The 15,963-nt window shown below is 42.1% G+C and carries 15 protein-coding genes and 1 rRNA gene; 5 read left to right on the top strand and 11 right to left on the bottom strand.

Annotated features, from left to right (window positions below; all coding sequences use genetic code 11):
• Both CSV80_RS14240 and CSV80_RS14235 read right to left on the bottom strand, forming a co-directional pair.
• Positions 1-130, bottom strand: a 16S ribosomal RNA gene (locus tag CSV80_RS14240); the annotation flags it as partial.
• Positions 131-527: 397 nt separating this feature from the next.
• Entirely contained in the window at positions 528-1,430 is a 903-nt protein-coding gene (locus CSV80_RS14235; RefSeq protein ID WP_099671272.1) for a DMT family transporter, read from the bottom strand.
• A gap of 125 nt (positions 1,431-1,555) precedes the next feature.
• Here CSV80_RS14235 and CSV80_RS14230 point away from each other — a divergent pair, with 125 nt between their 5' ends.
• Positions 1,556-2,278 carry an MgtC/SapB family protein gene (locus CSV80_RS14230; protein WP_099671271.1) on the top strand — a complete coding sequence of 241 codons (723 nt, stop codon included), beginning with the start codon at positions 1,556-1,558 and terminating at the stop codon, positions 2,276-2,278.
• Positions 2,279-2,385: 107 nt separating this feature from the next.
• Here CSV80_RS14230 and CSV80_RS14225 read toward each other — a convergent pair whose 3' ends face one another.
• Positions 2,386-3,549, bottom strand: a complete 1,164-nt coding sequence (locus CSV80_RS14225; RefSeq protein WP_099671270.1) for an iron-containing alcohol dehydrogenase — start codon at positions 3,547-3,549, stop codon at positions 2,386-2,388.
• 104 nt (positions 3,550-3,653) lie between these two features.
• Between CSV80_RS14225 and CSV80_RS14220 the strand changes: the two genes are divergently transcribed.
• Positions 3,654-3,911 (top strand): DUF378 domain-containing protein, encoded by a 258-nt coding sequence (locus CSV80_RS14220; protein WP_099671269.1) that lies wholly within the window; start codon positions 3,654-3,656, stop codon positions 3,909-3,911.
• A 41-nt stretch (positions 3,912-3,952) separates the two neighbouring features.
• Here CSV80_RS14220 and CSV80_RS14215 read toward each other — a convergent pair whose 3' ends face one another.
• The 3 genes from CSV80_RS14215 to pruA form a co-directional block, all read right to left on the bottom strand.
• The gene (locus CSV80_RS14215; protein WP_099671268.1) at positions 3,953-5,197 is read right to left on the bottom strand and encodes a Glu/Leu/Phe/Val family dehydrogenase; all 1,245 of its coding nucleotides are present in this window, start codon (positions 5,195-5,197) and stop codon (positions 3,953-3,955) included.
• Between the two features lie 136 nt (positions 5,198-5,333).
• Entirely contained in the window at positions 5,334-6,527 is a 1,194-nt protein-coding gene (locus CSV80_RS14210) for an ornithine--oxo-acid transaminase (RefSeq protein WP_099671267.1), read from the bottom strand.
• Between the two features lie 33 nt (positions 6,528-6,560).
• On the bottom strand, positions 6,561-8,105 hold the full coding sequence (pruA, locus tag CSV80_RS14205; RefSeq protein ID WP_099671266.1) for an L-glutamate gamma-semialdehyde dehydrogenase: 1,545 nt from the start codon (positions 8,103-8,105) through the stop codon (positions 6,561-6,563).
• Positions 8,106-8,285: 180 nt separating this feature from the next.
• Between pruA and CSV80_RS14200 the strand changes: the two genes are divergently transcribed.
• Positions 8,286-9,587, top strand: a complete 1,302-nt coding sequence (locus CSV80_RS14200) for a sigma 54-interacting transcriptional regulator (protein WP_099671265.1) — start codon at positions 8,286-8,288, stop codon at positions 9,585-9,587.
• A gap of 202 nt (positions 9,588-9,789) precedes the next feature.
• Here the strand turns inward: CSV80_RS14200 and yugI are convergent, their stop codons facing one another.
• From yugI to CSV80_RS14180, 4 genes are all read right to left on the bottom strand, one after another.
• Positions 9,790-10,164 carry a S1 domain-containing post-transcriptional regulator GSP13 gene (gene yugI / locus CSV80_RS14195; RefSeq protein WP_029054404.1) on the bottom strand — a complete coding sequence of 125 codons (375 nt, stop codon included), beginning with the start codon at positions 10,162-10,164 and terminating at the stop codon, positions 9,790-9,792.
• Between the two features lie 117 nt (positions 10,165-10,281).
• A complete protein-coding gene (locus tag CSV80_RS14190) occupies positions 10,282-10,548 on the bottom strand; it encodes a DUF1871 family protein (protein WP_029054405.1) in 267 nt (88 codons plus the stop codon).
• A gap of 113 nt (positions 10,549-10,661) precedes the next feature.
• Positions 10,662-10,883 (bottom strand): hypothetical protein, encoded by a 222-nt coding sequence (locus CSV80_RS14185; protein ID WP_099671264.1) that lies wholly within the window; start codon positions 10,881-10,883, stop codon positions 10,662-10,664.
• 29 nt (positions 10,884-10,912) lie between these two features.
• Positions 10,913-11,503 carry a peptidylprolyl isomerase gene (locus CSV80_RS14180; RefSeq protein ID WP_099671263.1) on the bottom strand — a complete coding sequence of 197 codons (591 nt, stop codon included), beginning with the start codon at positions 11,501-11,503 and terminating at the stop codon, positions 10,913-10,915.
• A 516-nt stretch (positions 11,504-12,019) separates the two neighbouring features.
• Here CSV80_RS14180 and CSV80_RS14175 point away from each other — a divergent pair.
• On the top strand, positions 12,020-13,261 hold the full coding sequence (locus CSV80_RS14175; protein ID WP_099671262.1) for an MFS transporter: 1,242 nt from the start codon (positions 12,020-12,022) through the stop codon (positions 13,259-13,261).
• A gap of 121 nt (positions 13,262-13,382) precedes the next feature.
• On the top strand, positions 13,383-15,236 hold the full coding sequence (locus CSV80_RS14170; protein ID WP_099671261.1) for a transglycosylase domain-containing protein: 1,854 nt from the start codon (positions 13,383-13,385) through the stop codon (positions 15,234-15,236).
• Between the two features lie 45 nt (positions 15,237-15,281).
• Here the strand turns inward: CSV80_RS14170 and CSV80_RS14165 are convergent, their stop codons facing one another.
• Positions 15,282-15,854 (bottom strand): DUF5366 family protein, encoded by a 573-nt coding sequence (locus tag CSV80_RS14165; protein ID WP_099671260.1) that lies wholly within the window; start codon positions 15,852-15,854, stop codon positions 15,282-15,284.
• Positions 15,855-15,963 lie beyond the last annotated feature (109 nt).

The following is a 15,963-nucleotide window of genomic DNA, read 5'->3' as shown; positions in this document are numbered from 1 at the left end:
AGGTTGCCCACGTGTTACTCACCCGTCCGCCGCTAACTGAAGGAAGCAAGCTTCCAACAGTTCGCTCGACTTGCATGTATTAGGCATGCCGCCAGCGTTCGTCCTGAGCCAGGATCAAACTCTCCATAATACTGGTAGACGATATGCCGCGGATTGCGTCGTCAGTTTCACTCGCTCAATCGGTCACGTACCTGAGTACGCTCCCTCTTTCGCTCGATCACTTCCTAGCACTCCACAACATCTCGTCAACCAGTTACATGAAAAATCGATTAGCTCGAGTTTCATTTGCTGGCATCAATTAAGATACTCATTTTGTTTATGTCATCGTTAGATACACAAACTGTATTTCGTTAACGTTTTGCTGTTCAGTTTTCAAGGTTCGTGTTTGTCAGTCGTATAAAAGCGACTTCTCTATATTACACTCGAAGCTTGTCGAAGTCAACAACTTTTCAAAAGAAGTTTTTTATGTTGTTTTCGATTACGTCCGAAGCGACAAGAACTAATATACAATAAATCGTATAGAGAAATCAAGTGTTTTTCGCAAAAAGTTTTTTCTTTATTGCTTTTATATCCACGACAAACAGCAAAACCCCTGTCAGGACAACGATTGCGCCTCCAAATTGAAGTGCAGTTATTTTTTCATGCAACACAAAATATGCAGCGATTGAAGCGAGTACTGGCTCAAACAGAATAGCGATTGATACTACATTTGTGCTCACCCACTTGACTGCCCAGTTAAATAACGTGTGTCCCAACAGATTTGGTAAGATCGCCAAAGCTAAAAACCATCCCCAATCTGCAGTGGGGTATCCGAAGAAAGGTTCTTGTGTGACGAGAACATAGAAAAACAGTGCAACCGAACTTACGGAGTAAACAAGAAATGTGTACGTCACGAGCGAGATTCTTTTACGTACATTCTGACCTATTAATAAATACGCTGTAACGAATGCACAAGCGAGTAACGCTAGTAAATCTCCAAATAACGCAACACCACTTACTTGGAAATCTCCCCAACTAATAATGAAGCTTCCCGTTAACGCAATGAATACAGCAGTCAACATCTTTCCTGTAATAATTTCTTTAAAGAATAATGCCGTACCTGCTAACGCAAATATTGGTTGAAGCGTCACTAATACAGTCGAGCTAGCAACTGACGTGTAGTTGAGGGATTCGAACCATAGTATAAAGTGGACTGCCAGAAATATTCCTGAGCATGTAGTGTAAAGCCAATCCCTTCTCGTTAACGATTTCAATTCATTGCGATAGGAGATCAAGAATAACGGAAGCATAATAACAGCTGAAAAGAACATACGATAAAAGGCGATGACACCCGCATCTGCCGTGGCCATTTTTACAAAAATTGCTGATAAACCGACAGTGAGTACACCAAGCGCAATGGGTATGTAGGGATGAATTAATGGTTTATTCATAATATCACTTCTCTTTCTATCTCTCTTCCCATTACAATAGAAGGAGAGGCATGTACAAGTCGATTGCCGTATTAAAGAGAGTATATAGGTAATCTTCCTATTATGTAAGTGAAGGAGGATGATTTATGTTAACAATACTTGCCGATTCATTTAATGTAGAAGCACTAATCAAAATTAGCATTGCCCTTGTACTTAGTATCATTATAGGTGTAGAGCGAGAGATCAAGAAGAAGCCTATTGGGCTAAAAACGAGTGCAGTCATTGCCACCTTCAGTTGTCTATTGACAATTATCTCAATGGAAGCAGCTTATTTAGTACCTTCTCGTAATGACATCAATATTACTATGGACCCTTTGCGGCTATCCGCTCAAATCGTCAGCGGTGTCGGTTTTCTTGGGGCCGGGGCTATATTGCGTAGGGATAATGACAATATCACAGGGCTGACTACCGCTGCGATGATTTGGGGCGCAGCAGGAATCGGTATTGCAGTAGGTGCAGGTTTTTATATCGAAGCATTCTTCACTGTAATTAGTGTAATGATCGTTATTGAGCTAATAGCGCCTTTATTAGGTAGATTCGGTCCTAAGCGGTTGCGTACTAAAGAAGCGAATTGTACGATTATCATTACTAAAAAGTCTAAAATTGATGATCTCATTAGATACTTGAATGAAGAACATATGGAAATTGATCATTTGCGTATTAGACAATTCCAGACACCTGAACATCAATATCATCACGAATTACAATTCAAACTTATGGCTCATCCAAAAAAATCTACCTCTACGCTCTATATAGAACTCACTACGCTTTCCTATGTAGAATCGGTAGAACTCGTTATTTACCCATAAAAAAACGCCAAGTCGACGTGACCTGACGTGATCAACTGAAAGCAAACTCATTCGTAGTGTTTGCTTTCAGTTTCTTTATTTAATCAATTAACATTTCACTACACTAATCACAAACTAGCTTTCAATAAAGTTAGAACTTCATCCTTAGATAACTTAGCAAATCCACCAACCGGACCATTCACGGCAGCTTTTTCTGCTATCAACTCTAATTTAGAGTCATCAATATCATAATCCGCTAGTGTGACAGGCGCGCCAATCCCCTTCCAATAAGCACTTAAACGGTCGATTCCTTCCATTGCAATCTCTTCATCCGTCTTATCAGCTGAATCTACTCCGAAAACATTAACAGCCAACTGTACAAAGCGTTGTGGATTTTTCGGGAATGTGTGCTTCATCCAATGCGGGAATAAAATCGCTAAACCGCCAGCGTGAGGAATATCGTAAACAGCGGATACGGCGTGTTCGATATTATGCGTACCCCAGTCCCCTCTTGTACCCATCGATAGGAATCCGTTTAATCCCCAAACGCCCGCAAACATCATGGATTCGCGAAGCTCTGTATTCTCTGGATCTTTCACCAGTTGCTCTCCAGTCTTCATAACGGAGCGTAATGCTGCTTCACAAATTTCATCTTGAAACAAAGCATTATCTGCAGTGTGGAAATATTGCTCGAAAATGTGGGACATTGTATCGACAATACCGTTGACTGTTTGATCAAGCGGCACGGACAATGTATATTTCGGATCCAAGATAGAGAACTTCGGATAGTTTAACGGTCCGCCCCAACCATATTTCTCCTGTGTCTCTTCGTTCGTAATGACAGATCCCGCATTCATTTCTGAACTAGTTGCAGTGATCGTCAGCACCGTCCCGAATGGTAGCGCTTCTTTAGGTGTTGCTTTACCTGTGACGAAATCCCATGGATCACCGTCGTATTTCGCCGCGGAAGCAATCAACTTCGTACAGTCAATTACAGATCCTCCACCCGCTGCGATAATCACATCGATATTATGTTCTTTACAAAGGTCTGCACCTTTTATAGCAGTCGACAGCCGAGGATTCGGTTCAACGCCCGGCATGTCTACTACTTCAAAATCATGGTCTTTCAACAATTTCATTATCTCATCATATAGGCCATTGCGCTTAATACTGCCACCACCATATACTAGCAATACCTTTTTACCGTATGTTTCGAGTTCTTTAGGCAAATGTTGCAGTTGACCTTGACCAAAAATTAATTTAGTGGGGTTGTTGAAAATAAAATTATCCAAAACGTACGCCTCCTTCTTCTTACTTTCCATTATGAAAAAGATGTATTTACGATGCAAGTATAGTGTTCTAAAAACAGGATATACTTTTTATAGGAGGAGATAAAATGGAAACATTGCAAAAACTTACGTTAGCGATCGCGCTAATCGGGGCATTAAACTGGGGTGTTGTCGGGATTTTCCGTTTCGACGTCATCGCTCAACTAACAGAAGGCGCCTATCAGCCATTAGCACGCTTTCTTTATATCGTCATCGGATTATCTGGTCTTATGGCGCTACAAGTTCTCTTTACGTATTGGCGCAGAGAAGAGGAACCGAAATCTAGTGAAGAAATTCGACCGGCTTCATCTTTCGAACAAACATAAAAGGCATCTCCTCACACTCGAGGAGATGCCTTTTATTATTATTATACCCAACCACGGAAACGGCTTGCTTCCGCTGTTTTACGTACACCAATCATATATGCTGCTAAACGCATATCGATGTTACGTGTAGTGGCTATGTTATAAACATTTTCAAATGCCTGAACCATCTTCGCTGTCATTTTTTCACGTACTTCATCTTCAGACCAGTAATATCCCATGTTATTCTGAACCCATTCGAAATACGATACTGTCACGCCACCAGCACTAGCCAATACGTCAGGTACTAGTAGGATGCCGCGATCTGTCAGGATTTTTGTCGCTTCTGAAGTAGTTGGACCGTTAGCTGCTTCCACTACGATGTTTGCTTTGATATTATGCGCATTCTTTTCTGTGATTTGGTTCTCAATTGCAGCTGGAACTAGAATATCACATTCCATTTCGAGCAATTCCGCATTGGTTAGCGTATTGTCAAATAATGTAGTGACTGTTCCGAAACTGTCACGACGATCGAGTAGATAGTCGATATCTAAACCATCAGGGTCATACAATGCACCGTATGCATCGGAAATACCGATTACTTTCGCGCCTGAATCGTGTAAAAACTTGGATAGGAAACTGCCTGCGTTACCGAATCCTTGGATGATCACACGTGCACCCTTCATATCGATATTACGGCGTTTTGCCGCTTCATTAATAATGATTGTTACACCTTCAGCTGTTGCGCGCTCACGGCCATGTGAACCACCGAGTACGACTGGCTTTCCTGTAATGAAACCAGGTGAGTTAAATTCATCAATTTTACTGTATTCATCCATCATCCATGCCATGATTTGTGAATTCGTAAAGACGTCCGGTGCCGGAATATCCTTTGCAGGTCCCATTACCTGACTAAGTGCACGCACATAGCCACGGCTCAAACGTTCTAATTCACCCATCGACATTTCTCGCGGATCACATAAAATACCGCCTTTAGCACCGCCATATGGCAAGTCCACAATTCCTGCTTTTAGTGTCATCCACATAGAAAGCGCCTTCACTTCGTCAGCACTTACGTTAGGATGGAAACGAATTCCACCTTTTGTCGGTCCGACTGCATCATTGTGTTGTCCGCGGTATCCGGTAAATACTTTTACTTTTCCATCGTCCATACGGATAGGAATACGCACTTCTACCATAAGAAGTGGTTCTTTCAATAGTTCATACATTCCTTCATCATAGCCTAGCTTTTCAAGTGCATCTTTTATTACAACTTGTGTAGACGTAAATAGATTCAGGTTTTCTGTCATTGTATGGCTCGCCTCTTTGTTTGTTATTGTCTTTCACGGACACATTATAACACGAGCATATCCAAACATCCACATATCGAATCCAAATCTTTTCCGAATTTTTTCATCCGACAAAAGCTTGGTGGTAGAGTGTTACTTACTTGTTAAATACTGTGCGGATTTTTTCCAATGCCCAATCTAACTCATCTTTAGTAATGATTAATGGTGGAGCAAATCGGATTACTGTATCATGTGTTTCTTTACATAATAAACCAAGTTCTTTTAGTTCTTCACAATACGGCCGTGCTTCTTCTGTTAATTCCATTCCAATAAATAATCCGCGTCCACGTACTTCCTTGATTGAAGGATGTGTTAATTTCTTTAACTCATCCATGAAATAGTTTCCTAATTCTTTGGATTGCTTCGCAAGTTCCTCGTCTTCCAACACTTCAAGTGCCGCTAAGGATACTGCGCACGCCATTGGATTTCCACCAAATGTAGATCCGTGAGATCCCGGATTGAACACCCCTAGGATATCATCATTCGCAAGTACACAAGAAATCGGGAATACTCCCCCACCAAGTGCCTTACCGAGGATATACATATCCGGTGTGACACCGTCATAGTTACAAGCAAACATTTCACCTGTACGACAGAGTCCTGCTTGGATTTCATCCGCTATAAAGAGAATGTTCTCTTTTTTACATAGTTCAGAAGCTTCCTTCATAAATCCTTCAGGAGGAATAATGATTCCAGCTTCTCCTTGGATCGGTTCAATCAGGAATGCAGCAGTATTGGAAGTAATAGCCGCTTTCAACGCATCAATATCCCCGTACTCTACTAACTTAATGCCCGGTAGCAATGGACCGAATCCTTTTTTATATTCAGCATCGGATGACAATGAAACCGCACCCAGTGTACGGCCGTGGAAATTCCCTACACATGCGATGATCTCTGCATGGTTGCCTGCTACACCTTTCACATCATACGCCCAGCGTCTCGCTGCTTTTAAAGCAGTCTCCACTGCCTCTGCACCAGTATTCATAGGTAATACCATATTTTTACCTGAAAGCTTAGCCATCTTTTCATACCACGGTCCCAATTGGTCATTATGGAATGCACGTGAAGTTAGCGTTACACGATCTGCTTGATCTTTCAGCGCTTGAATGATTTTCGGATGGCGATGCCCTTGATTGAGTGCAGAGTAGGCAGCCAACATATCCATATATTTAGTACCTTCAGGATCCTTTACCCAGACACCTTCCGCTTCAGAAATTACAATCGGTAGCGGATTATAGTTATTCGCACCGTACTTTTCCGTTTTTTCAATAACATTCGTCGTTTTCGTCATATCCTTTCACTCCTTCAAATTCACTTTAACGATTTACAGCATCTCTGACGTAGTTTTACCTTGCATATGCAACTGCAAGTAATCAGGTCCACCAGCTTTTGAATCCGTACCGGACATATTGAAACCGCCAAATGGTTGGTAGCCAACGATAGCGCCTGTACAGCCTCTGTTGAAATATAGATTACCTACATGGAAGTCTTCACGAGCTTGCTCAATATGGTGGCGGTTCTTCGTGATGACCGCACCTGTTAACCCGTAGTCTGTATCGTTTGCAAATTCAATGGCTTCTGTAAACGACGAGGCTTTTGAAAGCGCCACCACCGGACCGAAGATTTCTTCTTGAGAAATACGTGCATTCGGATCAACGTCTGCGAATACAGTAGGCGCTACGAAATAACCTTTTGAATCATCGCCAGTTCCACCTGCGATGAGACGTCCTTCTTGTTTCCCAATTTCAATATAATCCATGATTTTATCGAATGCCGCCTGATCAATAACTGGACCGGCTGTGTTGTTTCCATCCATTGGATCACCCCAGTTGTATGACTTCGTGATCTCTTCTACGCGCTTTACCACTTCATCGTAGACATCTTCATGAATGATTGCACGAGAACATGCTGAACACTTTTGGCCGCTGAATCCAAATGACGAGGAAACGATAGACTGCGCAGCCAACTCCAAATCCGCTTCATTATCGACAACAATCGTATCTTTACCGCCCATTTCCGCAATTACACGCTTCAGCCAAATTTGACCGTCATGTACTTTTGCCGCGCGTTCGAAAATACGTGTGCCTACTTCACGTGAACCTGTAAATGAAACGAAACGAGTGTCTTTGTGATCGACCAAGTAGTCACCAATCTCAGAACCCGATCCTGGGATGAAGTTGACGACACCAGTTGGCATACCCGCTTCTTCCAAGACTTCGATAAACTTATACGCAACGACTGTTGTTGTTGAAGCCGGCTTCAACAGGACTGTGTTTCCTGTCACAAGTGCACCTACTGTTGTCCCTGCCATAATCGCAAATGCGAAGTTCCACGGTGAAATGACTACACCTACACCAAGTGGTACATAATCGAATCGGTTGTATTCACCTGGTCTACTCTCCACGTGCATACCTTCTTTTAGTGTAAGCATCTGACGAGCGTAATATTCCATGAAGTCGATCCCTTCAGCAACATCTGCATCCGCTTCATTCCAAGGTTTACCTGCTTCTTTTGTCAGTAACGCAGAAAACTCAAACTTGCGGCGTCTGACGATGGCAGCTGCTTTAAATAATACATCAGCACGAAATTCCGGCTTGACTTTCTTCCAAGTTTCGAATGTTTCCTTTGCAGTAGTCATCGCTTGCTCCGCTAAATCGCGACTAGCTTGCGAGACATTACCAATCACTTCTTTTTTATCAGAAGGGTTAGTGGATGCTAATTTCTTCTCTGTCATTATACGTTCACCGCCGATAATTAGCGGATAATCTTGCCCAATATAACTTTCTACGACTTTAAAACCTTCTTCATACGCTTCGCGGTTTTCTTTAACTGTAAAATCAGTGAATGGTTCGTGTTTGTATGGAATCATTTGGAATCAAATCCTCCTTTAATAGTAGGTACGCAAAATTAATTTGCGTTTGTTAGCGTTTACATCTATAATAATGCAAGAAAACATTGCACATTGCAAGTGTTTTCTTGTAATTATTTTTTAATTCTATTAATTTATTAACTGAAACCCGATAAGTACTATGTTAGGAAGGTGTTTTAAATGAGCATACATGAAAATATATTGGATATTTGCAATCAGTTTGCAGTGGACCATGCAACTATCGGTATACATGCTGTAGATCATTCAGGACGAACAATTGTCTACAATCGCAAAATGAAAGAAATCGAAGGATTGAATATTGAAGATATAAAAGACCATTCTATTTTGGAACTATTTAATTTTGACAAGACTGAAAGCACGTTATTGAAAGTATTACAAAGTGGAGAGCCCCAATTGCGGGTTAAGCAGAGGTACTGGAATACGAATAAAGTAGAGATCACGACGATGAATGACACCTACCCTATTTATGAGCAGCAGGAATTGATTGGCGCAATTGAGTTTGCTCAAGATATTACGGCATTAGAAAAATTCGTTTTACAACCATTACGTAAAAATCGTGGACCGATTACTTTCAATCAAATCACTGCTCAATCATCGGCCATGAAGTCGGTCATTTCCACTGCGGAACAAGCAGCGGCGTCTGACTTGCCAGTTTTATTGATTGGAGAAACAGGTGTAGGGAAGGATAATCTTGCTGAGGCTATTCACTATGGTTCTGCAGGAAACGAACGGATTTTCCACACATTCCATTGTCTGCATGCTGACACAGATATCATCCAGCAACTCGAAGAAACTTTGCAACAACAACCGCCTATGACATTATTTTGCGAACGAATTGATGCTTTATCGATTTCTTTGCAGCAGGCATTGCTCTACGTCTTGCAGAAAACACCTACCCATCAATTCATCGCGAGTATCGGTGACGACCCAGTCGAACTGATCGCATCGGGCACATTGCTAAAGGAGCTCTATTATTTTTTCGCGTCCTTCGCCATTAGAATTCCTCCACTACGGAAGCGGCCAGAAGATATGATCCCTTGCGCTGAATCGTATTTAAAGATTAGAGTAGAGTCATTAGGTACAGGACTGACGAAAATCGATGACCTAGTGAAAGAGTTACTTCTGGCATACGATTGGCCGGGGAATTTGCGAGAACTCGAGCTACTTCTGGACGAAGTTTCATCCATGCGCACAACAGAAGATACGTTGACTCTTGATATGTTACCTTTGCAATTTAAGATGAAGGTCGAGGCAGTAGCCAATGATGCTTCACAACCAAGAGACTTTATCGTGCAGAGCGACTCAAAACTGTTACCATTTGATCAGTATTTACGAGAAGCCGAGAAGTATTATCTTCAGAAAGCAATGAAGTTGCATGATCATAACATTACGAAAACTGCCAACTCCCTCGGTATGAGTAGACAGAACTTGCAGTATCGGTTGAAGAAATTGAAGGAGTAAGTGATAGAACACCGTTGATCTTCTGGTGAAGAAACGCACAACCTCACAGTATCTTACCCTAACTATACGAATGCGTCTTTAAAGTAGTAAGCGTACTTGCTGTCTGTGATTCATCGTGGGAGCCATCTGCTGTCGTAGTGATTCCAAAAAACACAAAAGGACTGTCGCAAAAGTTATAACAACTTCTGCGACAGTCCAATTATCAACGTCCGGATTGTTCAATCCAACCTTGCAGTTTATCTTTTAGTGAATTAAAGCCATCTGCATCTTGCTGATCTACGCGTTCTTGCAATGATTGACGAGAACGAGAGTGATTCAAGTAAGAACTTGGTGGCTCCTGTAATGCACGTATCGACAAACTAATTTTACTAGCTCCTTCATCCACATCCAATACTTTGACGTGAACTTCTTGCCCAACTTCCAAAAATTCATGAATATCCTTAACAAATCCATACGTGATTTCAGAGATGTGCACTAAACCTTGCGTTGAAGCATCCAGCGCCACAAACGCACCGTATGGCTGTATTCCGGTAACTTTTCCGGTCAGCTCATCTCCTACTGCAAATTTGTGAGACATGCAAAACAGCTCCCAATCTAAAGTAGTATCTAGTCTGCCACTATGGCCGTTTCAAAGTATACCATATTTCGTAGTTTTGAACAAAAAAGAGCCATCCGAATAGATGGCGTTGAGCATTTAATATTGAACGATCGATTTGGCTTCATATTTAATAGCAATTAGTTTGTAGGATATCTCCATACAGTTCTCTAAAGGTATCCATATTTCATGGGTGTGCTCATAGATATCACGAATACATTTGGCTAAGTCTACTGGATGATCTACACGATGAAGCTCCGTCACTATTGCGGCAATTTCTGCACCATACGCATATTCCCCTTCTTCGAAAGGATCCCATTTTTTAAGAAGTGAGACTGCTTTTTTATTCATTTCCATGGTTTGCATGATTCGTCACCTGATTTGTTTTTCTTTTAATAATAGCACAACAGCTAGCAAGAGAACAGTTAGAAATATTTTGACAGTTTACGAGACCGATGGATAAAAAAAGAACATCCCAATCAATCGATGGGATGTCCTGAATTTTTATGTTGTTGTCGTTCTTTTAAAATACGTTGTTCCAGCTCTTTCGTTTCCTCTTCCTGCCGTTTGGATTTCTTAATAATCCAACGAAATACGAACAGCATGAGCGTCATGAAGATGACGAAAGAGATTGCTGCTGGGATGTATTCTGATTTATCTTCAGGAAAATAAAGAAACGGCATCAATAGAACGAAGTCCATGCTAGTTTCCCCCTATGAATCAAATCCGCTTACTTTCGGATGATTTCAATTGATTCAATTTTAATTTCTTCATTTGGCTTATTGTCGCGGTTAGTTTTCGCATTAGCAATTTTGTCAACAACGTCCATTCCTTCTACTACTTGACCAAATACAGAGTGCTTCTGATCCAAGTGTGGTGTTCCGCCGTTTGCTTCATATGCATCCGCAATTTCTTCAGGCCATCCGCCATTTTTCAATTGTGCCGCCGAAGCGCCTGCAAGTGAAGATGCTTGTACGATGAAGAATTGGCTACCGTTTGTGTTTGGTCCAGCGTTCGCCATAGATAGTGCGCCACGCAAGTTGAATAGATCCATAGTAAACTCATCTTGGAATGTGTTGCCATAGATACTTTCTCCGCCCATACCTGTTCCAGTTGGATCTCCGCCTTGAATCATGAATTCAGGGATAACGCGGTGGAAAATAATACCGTCGTAATAGCCATTTTCAGCGTGCGTCAAGAAGTTTTCAACTGTTTTTGGAACTTGCTCTTTAAAAAGCTTTATTTTGATAGGCCCCATTGTTGTGTTCATCGTAACTAGTGCTTCGTTTTCTGCTACTTCAGTCGATAGTTGTGGATACATGATATTCCTCCTCAAATTTACGTGCTTGTTCATTTTGGTACATGTTTTGTGTATGAAAACAGTCTATCATATATGATGGCAAAATTCGATAATTGTAACTGTGACAGTTAGTTGACAATATTTATTGTGCGTAGAAAAGGCGCAGTATCAGGAGAGGATGACGTTGATCTACTCCTAGGTACATTGCGAGTTCGCTCATTCATTCGTGTAAGCGCTCATTGTTCATGCATAACCGCTCTATCATCAACGCCAAGCGCTCTATCGCGATCCGTTACCGCTCATACTTTACTGTTAACCGCTCTATGACAAGCTATAAGCGCTCACACACGCCTTGCAACCGCTCAAAGCCCTCCGCGTTTACACTGTCTTTAAATTATAAATGTCAATGTACATCCTCATAAGAGGCAGAAACTCCATCCACCCCAACTCTTGATGTAAGCACTATGTTTCCTTCGACTATCGAATTGTTTTATACTAATACTTATCGAAACTTTACAGGAGGAAGGCGGTTCAACGTTGAGTCGACATAAGAAAAATTTCATTATCATCTGGATCACGAACTTTCTTGTAGCGGGAACGATGACGATGATTATGCCATTCCTGTCGTTATATATTGAAACGTTTGGGGATTATTCTGATGCATACGTCCAGAAGTGGGCAGGATTAATTTTTGGTGCTACCTTTATTACCGCGCTAGTCATGTCACCTATTTGGGGGCGTTTTGCGGATCGCTTCGGCTTCAAGCCTATATTGCTCATTAATGGTTTCGGGATTACCATTTCAGTCTTTTTGATGGGCTTTGTCAACTCCGTGGAAATCTTTTTTGTATTGAGATTACTGATGGGTTTAGTTACAGGTTTTTTACCGACTTCATTAGCTTTCATTTCATCTCAGACACCTCGTGAGAAAGCGGGTAAGATGCTCGGGACGCTGCAAATGGGTGGTGTCGCGGGAATGTTATTTGGCCCCGTTCTTGGTGGTCTCATGGCTGATACGTTCGGTTTTGAATACACCTTCATCATCACGTCCGTTTCCGTAGTGATTGCGACACTGCTTGTGCTATTTGGAATCAAGGAGGGCGCACGGGTAAAAGCGAGGAAAGTAGTCAAGTATTCGCGGAAAGTCATTTTAGGTGGATTGTTTAAACACCGTCTGATGTTTAACGTCATGCTTGTCACGACGTTGATCCAAGTCGGGAATTTCAGTATTCAGCCGTTGCTGTCACTCTACGTAGCAGATTTGACCCATGCTGCAACCAATGTAGCGTTCCTTGCAGGATTGACGTTCAGTGCAACGGGCCTCGGCAACTTACTATTCGCTAGGTATTGGGGGAAGATAGGCGACGATCTCGGATACGAAAAAATCCTTGGGCTTCTACTCATCATGTCTTTCCTCTTCATCATCCCACAGGCGTTTGTTACGTCACTTTGGCAACTGGTTTTGTTGCGGTTCTTATTTGGGATCTCGACAGGCGGTATGATTCCACTTACGACAGCGCTTGTTCGTCGTGAAGCGCCACTGGAAGTACAAGGTGAGGTCATGGGATATAACACAAGCTTCCGATTCCTTGGTAATATTATAGGACCAATGTTTGGCGGAATTGTCAGTGGGTATATTGGGATTCCTGCAGTATTCATTGTGACAGGCGTATTGTTCATAGTCGGATATTTGTTATTATCTATGGCAGTACGACGGCCTACACAGGATTTCGAACACTTCCTAGAAGACCGGCAAGGTGAAGCGAATGAACACGCGTAATTTTAGCCACGTAACCTTTTTATAGGTTGCGTGGTTTTTTATTCCCTTTTGATTCAGGCGACAGTTGTCAAGATATGTTATATTTTTTTATAGCTATGTGAGAGTACAGGGGGCTAGGTAGTTGAAACAAACGGTTGCATTAGTGATTACGCTTGCTTGCGTTCCGCTATTATTATTTATCCAAAATCAAATCCACGAAGAAACCGTGAAGACGGAAACATTGCATGCGTCTATTCGTGATACAGTTCAATTGGAAGTGCCTACCATGATCTCCCCTATTCAAATGAAAGACCGTAACGGGACTTTATTTGCGGAAGAATATACGGAATGGCGGCAGCCAATTCACTTGCAAGAAATGACGTTTTTCACGCGGCAGTTGTTTTTAAAAAGTGAAGACCGGACGTTTTATGAACACCGGGGCTATGATATCGCAGCGATCATTCGAGCTTTTACGATCAACGCGGCGGCAGACGCCAAACAGCAAGGCGCTTCGACCATTACACAACAAGTCGTACGGATGCGCTATTTATCGACAGAGAAAACGTATGAAAGAAAGTTTAAAGAGCTCTTCTTTGCAGCAGAGTTGGAAAAGCAATCGACAAAAGATGAAATCTTGGAAATGTATTTGAATGAAATGTATTTTGGCAACCAAGTGTACGGAATTGGCGGCGCAGCAAGCTACTACTTCAGTCGTCCGCTCGAGAAATTGCATGAGGCGGAAATCGCTTTTTTGGCAGCCATTCCAAATAATCCATCTCTTTATAACCCAATCAAACATTTCGATCAAACGAAAGAGCGTCAAATACGACTGCTTCGAGTTATGCTCGACCAACAAGTCATTACACAAGAGCAATTTGAAGCGTACAGTACGTTTCCGATTCAATTGAACGTCAAGAAGAAAGAACAGTTTTATCCGATGTACAGTTCGTACGTATTAGAAGAGTTGAAAGACCTTATTGCGCAGACAGAAGGACTCAACACGTCGATGAGTAAAGCGAAAACGCCAGAAGAACGACAACGCTGGCAAAATGAAATCCATCGTCGTACACGAGAAGTGATTGGCACAGGCGTAACAATTGATACGGCACTGGATCAAAATAAGCAACAGCATGATGAAAATCGAATGAATGCACTAATTGGAACGGGTGGTGTGCAAGCTGGAGCTGCTGTCATCGACAATGACATGCGGGAGATCATCAGTCTGTATGCAGGTGCAGGCTATAAAAAAACCGACTTCAATCGCGCGTATCAAGCGGTGCGGCAACCGGGGTCCGCAATCAAGCCGTTGCTTGTCTATGCACCGTTTTTTGAAAGTGGTCCGTATCATGCGGATACCCCTGTCAACAGTAGTGATATTTGTATTGCGAATTATTGTCCGAAAAACTTCGGCCGCTATCAGTTTGGTACGACTACGGTACGGGAAGCATTCCGGAATAGTTATAACTCGACGGCTGTACGTTTATTGCAACGTGTAGGAATCGACGAAGCATTCTCGCATTTAGCACCTTTCCACTTCCAGCATGTCGTCGAGGCTGACCGCTCCTACCCTGCTGCGCTCGGTGGATTTTCTAAAGGTGTCACGCCACTGGAACTTGCCGCGGCGACTACGAGCTTTATCGACGGGACGTACTTGACGCCTCACGCGATTCGCTCGGTAAAAGATAGTAAAGGTGAGGTGTTGTATAAATGGAAGGATACGTCAAAAGTGGTTTGGTCCCCTTCCACAGTTAACAGCATCCGCTCCTTGATGAAAGAAGTCGTCGTCAACGGTACAGGCGAAGGAATTGCTTATACAACGAGCTATACCGGAGCGAAAACAGGAACGACTGATGCGTTTAAAGACTTGTGGGCCATTGGCATGAATGATCGCTATACGTCAGCTGTCTGGATCGGTTACGACAGACCGACACCCATTCCACGTCTGCGCGACCAAAAAATTCATCTGCGGGCATTTTCCTCTACGATGCGACCATAAAAGCCTTGCAAGGTCCGTTAGTTCGGATCCGCAAGGCTTTTTCATTTATTTCACTGGATTGGTTAATGGAATACTGGCGAGTAGTCCGTTGTATAGACGGAATATGATATACACGAGCCCCGTCACCAGAACACTCCAGATGATAATCTGAAAGAAAATCAAACCTACTGTATGTGTCAGTGGCATGAATGGACTTAATTTGTAGACTACATAAACAAAGTAGATGAATGAAGTGATGAGGAAGATTAATACTAGTGTCTTCCATGATTGAATACCTATTACCGAAGCGAGTGCACCGATAAAATAAATGACTACGCCAGATTTCGACGCGCTATACGATGCATCCGCTTCTTCTTTCAGGAAAAATAATAAGGCCGTTTCATGAATGGTGACAGCAATCAGTTTTAAAGCTGCGAATAGCATAAAGAATACTAATGAATACATTGTCAATAAAAAGATACGTAACTGAAAGTCCGATAAGAACTCCCTCATACCTTGATAGAGACCGATTCCCTTGAAAAGGATCAATGTCTCCCCAACACTATATACACCAAAGGTCAAACTGAATAGCAAGACCGTAACAAATGGTAAATAGCTGAACAAATATGGATTTTTCATAATACCCCCAAAAAATATTTTTTCATCCTCCTAATAATATAAGAAGGAAGTCGAATAAAGCAATAATTGTTCGACTGTCGTCTATGCAATTTGAAATGTTTTACGCTAT

The organism is Sporosarcina sp. P12(2017) (genome assembly GCF_002743035.1).
GTDB classification, from domain to species: domain Bacteria; phylum Bacillota; class Bacilli; order Bacillales_A; family Planococcaceae; genus Sporosarcina; species Sporosarcina ureae.
Note: the sequence above shows the minus strand (reverse complement) of the source record. Positions and strands in the feature narration are given on the sequence as shown.

Excerpts from the sequence above, each read along its gene's own strand:
- CSV80_RS14235 (WP_099671272.1), bottom strand. The coding sequence starts at position 1,430 with ATGAATAAACCATTAATTCATCCCTACATACCCATTGCGCTTGGTGTA.
- CSV80_RS14230 (WP_099671271.1), top strand. The coding sequence starts at position 1,556 with ATGTTAACAATACTTGCCGATTCATTTAATGTAGAAGCACTAATCAAA.
- CSV80_RS14220 (WP_099671269.1), top strand. The coding sequence starts at position 3,654 with ATGGAAACATTGCAAAAACTTACGTTAGCGATCGCGCTAATCGGGGCA.
- CSV80_RS14215 (WP_099671268.1), bottom strand. The coding sequence starts at position 5,197 with ATGACAGAAAACCTGAATCTATTTACGTCTACACAAGTTGTAATAAAA.
- CSV80_RS14210 (WP_099671267.1), bottom strand. The coding sequence starts at position 6,527 with ATGACGAAAACGACGAATGTTATTGAAAAAACGGAAAAGTACGGTGCG.
- pruA (WP_099671266.1), bottom strand. The coding sequence starts at position 8,105 with ATGATTCCATACAAACACGAACCATTCACTGATTTTACAGTTAAAGAA.
- CSV80_RS14200 (WP_099671265.1), top strand. The coding sequence starts at position 8,286 with ATGAGCATACATGAAAATATATTGGATATTTGCAATCAGTTTGCAGTG.
- yugI (WP_029054404.1), bottom strand. The coding sequence starts at position 10,164 with ATGTCTCACAAATTTGCAGTAGGAGATGAGCTGACCGGAAAAGTTACC.
- CSV80_RS14190 (WP_029054405.1), bottom strand. The coding sequence starts at position 10,548 with ATGCAAACCATGGAAATGAATAAAAAAGCAGTCTCACTTCTTAAAAAA.
- CSV80_RS14185 (WP_099671264.1), bottom strand. The coding sequence starts at position 10,883 with ATGGACTTCGTTCTATTGATGCCGTTTCTTTATTTTCCTGAAGATAAA.
- CSV80_RS14180 (WP_099671263.1), bottom strand. The coding sequence starts at position 11,503 with ATGTATCCACAACTATCGACTGAAGTAGCAGAAAACGAAGCACTAGTT.
- CSV80_RS14165 (WP_099671260.1), bottom strand. The coding sequence starts at position 15,854 with ATGAAAAATCCATATTTGTTCAGCTATTTACCATTTGTTACGGTCTTG.